General features: G+C 45.0%; 4 protein-coding genes. All 4 read left to right on the top strand.

Features of this window, described 5'->3' with window-relative positions:
- Positions 1 to 172 precede the first annotated feature (172 nt).
- The gene (locus R7F64_RS23600) at positions 173 to 1165 is read left to right on the top strand and encodes a hypothetical protein (RefSeq protein ID WP_005378756.1); all 993 of its coding nucleotides are present in this window, start codon (positions 173 to 175) and stop codon (positions 1163 to 1165) included.
- A 91-nt stretch (positions 1166 to 1256) separates the two neighbouring features.
- Positions 1257 to 3110, top strand: coding sequence for a 4-hydroxy-3-polyprenylbenzoate decarboxylase (gene ubiD / locus R7F64_RS23595; protein WP_005378755.1), 1854 nt, complete (start codon positions 1257 to 1259; stop codon positions 3108 to 3110).
- Entirely contained in the window at positions 3107 to 3376 is a 270-nt protein-coding gene (locus R7F64_RS23590; protein WP_009696789.1) for a 2Fe-2S iron-sulfur cluster-binding protein, read from the top strand. Before ubiD ends, R7F64_RS23590 begins: the two co-directional genes overlap by 4 nt.
- A 14-nt stretch (positions 3377 to 3390) precedes the next feature.
- The gene (gene fre, locus R7F64_RS23585; protein WP_005382872.1) at positions 3391 to 4104 is read left to right on the top strand and encodes an NAD(P)H-flavin reductase; all 714 of its coding nucleotides are present in this window, start codon (positions 3391 to 3393) and stop codon (positions 4102 to 4104) included.
- The last annotated feature ends 481 nt before the right edge of the window (positions 4105 to 4585 follow it).

Raw genomic sequence — 4585 nt, 5'->3', positions numbered from 1 at the left:
GTTCTTTTAGTTGTTGATTTCATAACACTCTCCAATTTTGGGGGTGGAAAGTGTCAACCTTATTTAGGACGGCACAGTTATTCTGCGAAAAGCCACCGTATATCGGTGGCTTTTTTATTGCTTTCTCCCGATAGAAGTATCAGAATGAAGGAAATGTTATCGGGAGGTTAACATGCAACAAGGAATGTTGTCGTCATTACTCCTGAGCTTGTCACTTATCACTCTACCTGCGACATTATCTGCCAAGGAAATGCATGAGTCTGTAGTAGAACAGTGGCTTCAGGATACTCAAATACAGACTAAAGTCTCTGAACTGCTTGATTACGCTGTCAGAGATGAAGTCGACTCGCTTAAATTTGCCCTTGATCGACTTGCTTTGCCTCAACAAGAGGTGGTGCGCTTTCAATTATTGGAAAAGCTTGAAAAGCAAGATGTGATTCTCACGCCTCGAATGGCTCTGTTTGTTGAGTCCCAGATCCGTATGACCCCGACTTATCAAGTGTTAGAGCGAGGTGATGGGTATGAATTTAGTGTACCCGCTTTTAACTTTCCCGTTATTGCGAGTCGCTTGATTAAGCGCTGGAAACAAGACCAAAGTACCTTGGACTTTGTCTTACAAGCTGAACGAAGAGAGCTTAACTTAAAGCAATGGCTTACAGGGCCATCTCAACAAGCTCAAGCGCGTGAAGCGCTTTTGATTCGAGAGTTAGACAGCTTATCACCCAATGCGCTTGCTGCATTAACGGCCCAGTTAACCAAAGCAAATGTGACCAGTTGGTTACCATCGACGGCCGTGATAGTCAGGTTGGCACAAGTTAGTCAGGATGAGGAAGTGTACAACTTACTCTGGCGGATGAAAGCTGATTACAACAGCCAGTCCGAACTTGAGCGTTTAGCTGCGGTTGGAGACGTTTTTTCCATTCAGCAATTGATGAATGCCACAGTTAACCCATCACTCAAGCCAGAAGCTATTAGTCTACTTACAAAATCTAACCCTCTATCTCCGCAAGTAAAGCAGTTTCTAGTTAGAAAAATGGCGTTATCAGAAGAAGCAACCATGGTTGCTCGAGAGCTTGCTCAACAAGGGCATCAAACCTGGTTGGAAGAGTTAGTATCTTCGAACCATCAGATAAAGACTCGGCAGATTGAACAAGTATTAAAGTAATCTGGCTCACATACCCACACAAAATAGGAGGATCTTAGCGTCCTCCTATTTGTTATACTGCGGACAGTTTAATCAGCCAGCATGAAGGCCTATGAGTTTTAAGGATTTACGCGAATTTATCGACCACCTAGAACAGAAAGGTCGACTTAAACGCATCACTCACCCTGTCGATCCCGCTTATGAAATGACAGAAATCAGCGACCGCACCTTGCGTGCTGGTGGACCTGCGCTGTTGTTTGAGAACCCAATCGGCTACGACGTACCTGTTTTGACTAACCTGTTTGGTACACCAGAGCGTGTCGCAATCGGCATGGGACGTGAAGACGTTAAAGAATTAAGAGAAGTCGGTAAGCTGCTGGCTTATTTAAAAGAACCTGAGCCACCAAAAGGCTTCAAAGACGCTTTAGAAAAACTGCCTGTGTTCAAACAAGTATTGAACATGCCGGCTAAGCGTTTACGTAAAGCACCATGCCAAGACATTGTTTGGCAAGGTGATGAAGTCGACTTGGATAAGATTCCGGTAATGAGCTGCTGGGCAGAAGATGTAGCGCCACTGCTTACTTGGGGCTTAACCGTAACCAAAGGTCCAAATAAGAAACGTCAGAACCTAGGCATTTACCGTCAGCAGAAAATTGCCAAGAACAAAATCATCATGCGTTGGTTAGCCCATCGTGGTGGTGCGCTTGATCTGCGCGATTGGATGGAAACCAACCCAGGTAAACCTTTCCCAGTTTCGGTCGCGTTTGGTGCAGACCCAGCAACCATTCTTGGCGCAGTAACACCAGTGCCAGATACGCTATCGGAATACGCATTTGCAGGTTTGCTACGTGGAAGCAAAACGGAAGTCGTGAAGTCAGTCAGCAACGATTTGGAAGTGCCAGCGAGCGCGGAAATCGTGATGGAAGGCTATATCGACCCGAACGAGTTTGCTGATGAAGGTCCTTACGGTGACCACACTGGCTACTATAACGAAAAAGAAAAGCACCACGTATTTACTATTACGCACATTACTATGCGTAAAGACCCTATTTATCACAGCACCTACACAGGTCGTCCGCCAGATGAACCAGCTGTATTGGGTGTGGCATTAAACGAAGTGTTTGTGCCTATTCTGCAAAAGCAATTCCCAGAGATTGAAGACTTCTATCTTCCGCCAGAAGGTTGTTCGTACCGAATGGCCGTCGTCACCATGAAGAAGCAATACCCAGGACATGCCAAGCGCGTAATGATGGGCGTGTGGTCTTTCTTACGTCAATTCATGTATACCAAGTTTGTTATTGTGTGCGATGAATCGGTAAACGCACGAGATTGGAATGATGTCGTGAAAGCCATGTCAGAGCATATGGATCCTGTACGTGATACCTTGATGATAGATAACACGCCAATCGACTCGCTCGACTTTGCTTCACCAGTGGTTGGGCTTGGCTCCAAAATGGGCTTGGATGCGACCATTAAATGGGATGCCGAGCTGGCGACGCGAACCGAGGTCACTGAGCGAGACAGCAAAGCGATTACCGAAGCAGAACTAAATGAGTTGAAACAGCAACGCCCTGAGATTGTTGACGTCTATCTTCCAGTTACAGCAAACAACCAATTTGCTGTCGTGACTATGAAGAAAGACCAAGCTGGTCAATCCCAAGAATTGATGGAACATCTATGGGGCTTCTTTGCTCAGTACACGGATAACAAATTCATCATTTTGTGCGACGATGACGTTAATGCACGAGATTGGAATGACATCATTTGGGCGGTGACAACTCGAATGGACCCAGATAGAGACACGATTCAAGTGCTTGGTAAGACTGAGAGTTCATCCCAATTAGGACTGGATGCGACCAACAAGTTCGAATCTGAAGTCACGCGCGAGTGGGGTACGCCTATCAAAAAAGATCCTAAACTTGTGGCTAAAGTCGATGAGATTTGGGACCAGTTAGGTATTCTATGAGTCATCAAGTCCACCTTCTACCAATGGACGTTACGTTCCAAGTAAAAGAAGGGGAGACGGTGTTGGAAGCTGCGCTCAACAACAATATTCGCTTCCCGCACCGTTGCCAAGTTGGCGCTTGCGCCATGTGCATGTGTAAAAAGCTAACGGGCGAGGTGAGCTATCACCTCGAACCGATGCTAACCGAAAAAGAGCAACAGCAAGGTTGGATATTCCCTTGCCAAGCCTATACAGAAAGTAATTTAGTGCTTACTTTTGACGAGTAAGCGAGAGGAACACCATGACCATCCAATGTAAAGTAAAGTCTATTCAGCCGTTAGCTTGTAATACTTACCAAATCCTTCTTCATCCAGAATCACCAGTGCCTTTTAAAGCGGGTCAGTACCTAATGGTGGTGATGGGTGAAAAAGACAAACGTCCTTTCTCTATCGCAAGCAGCCCTTGTCGTCATGAAGGTGAACTTGAACTGCACATCGGTGCGGCGGAACACAACGCTTATGCACAAGAAGTTGTCGAAGCAATGCAAGCGGCGCTTGAAACTGATGGTCAGATTGAAATTGATGCGCCACATGGCGATGCTTGGGTTCAAGAAGAAAGCGAACGCCCATTATTATTAATTGCTGGTGGTACAGGCTTCAGTTACGTTCGCTCGATTCTGGATCACTGCGTAGCGCAGAATAAAACCAATCCTATCTATTTATATTGGGGGGCGCGCGATAACTGCCAGCTTTATGCTAAAGACGAACTGGTCGAGATTGCCGACAAGTTTGCCAATGTTCACTTTGTGCCAGTAGTAGAAGAAGCTCCTGCAGACTGGCAAGGTAAAGTTGGTAACGTGCTACAAGCTGTAGCTGAAGATTTCGAAAGCTTAGAAAACTACGATATCTATATTGCAGGTCGTTTTGAAATGGCTGGCGCAGCACGTGAACAGTTCACTCAGAACAAGAAAGCGAAGAGCGAACGTATGTTCGCAGACGCGTACGCATTCATTTAAATACGGCTTTTAAGGCAGAAAAAGAGGGTTTTTTTACCCTCTTTTTTGCTTTTTTGATGAAATAGTCATCGAACAGTCATTTTTTTCCATTTTTTTTCAAAAAAGGGTTGCGAACGGATCTGAGTTCCCTATAATGCGCATCCACCGACACGGCAGACGCGATAAGGCTTCAGCAGAGTCGGAGAGGTAAAAAGCTTCTACGAAAATAAAATTGAAAAAGTGTTTGACACTGTCAATTAAATCGCTAGAATGCACCTCCGCTTTGAGAGAAAAGCTTCTCGCAAAGCAAGCTCTTTAACAATATAGACCTATCAATCTGTGTGGGCACTCGTTGATGATAATCCAATTAGAAACTTCGGTTTCAAATTAGGTTTCAATGAAACGAAGTGACCATTGAATCTTCGGATTCAGCACAGTCAATTCAAACATTACTTATGTAATGTTCAGTATTCATTGAGCCGAACAAAATCTTAAATTGAAG

It is taken from the genome of Vibrio sp. Vb1980, assembly GCF_033338615.1.
Lineage (GTDB): Bacteria > Pseudomonadota > Gammaproteobacteria > Enterobacterales > Vibrionaceae > Vibrio > Vibrio alginolyticus.
Note: the sequence above shows the minus strand (reverse complement) of the source record. Positions and strands in the feature narration are given on the sequence as shown.

Bases quoted from the DNA above. Each gene is read 5' to 3' on its own strand.
- ubiD (WP_005378755.1), top strand. From the start codon at position 1,257: ATGAGTTTTAAGGATTTACGCGAATTTATCGACCACCTAGAACAGAAA.
- fre (WP_005382872.1), top strand. From the start codon at position 3,391: ATGACCATCCAATGTAAAGTAAAGTCTATTCAGCCGTTAGCTTGTAAT.
- R7F64_RS23600 (WP_005378756.1), top strand. From the start codon at position 173: ATGCAACAAGGAATGTTGTCGTCATTACTCCTGAGCTTGTCACTTATC.
- R7F64_RS23590 (WP_009696789.1), top strand. From the start codon at position 3,107: ATGAGTCATCAAGTCCACCTTCTACCAATGGACGTTACGTTCCAAGTA.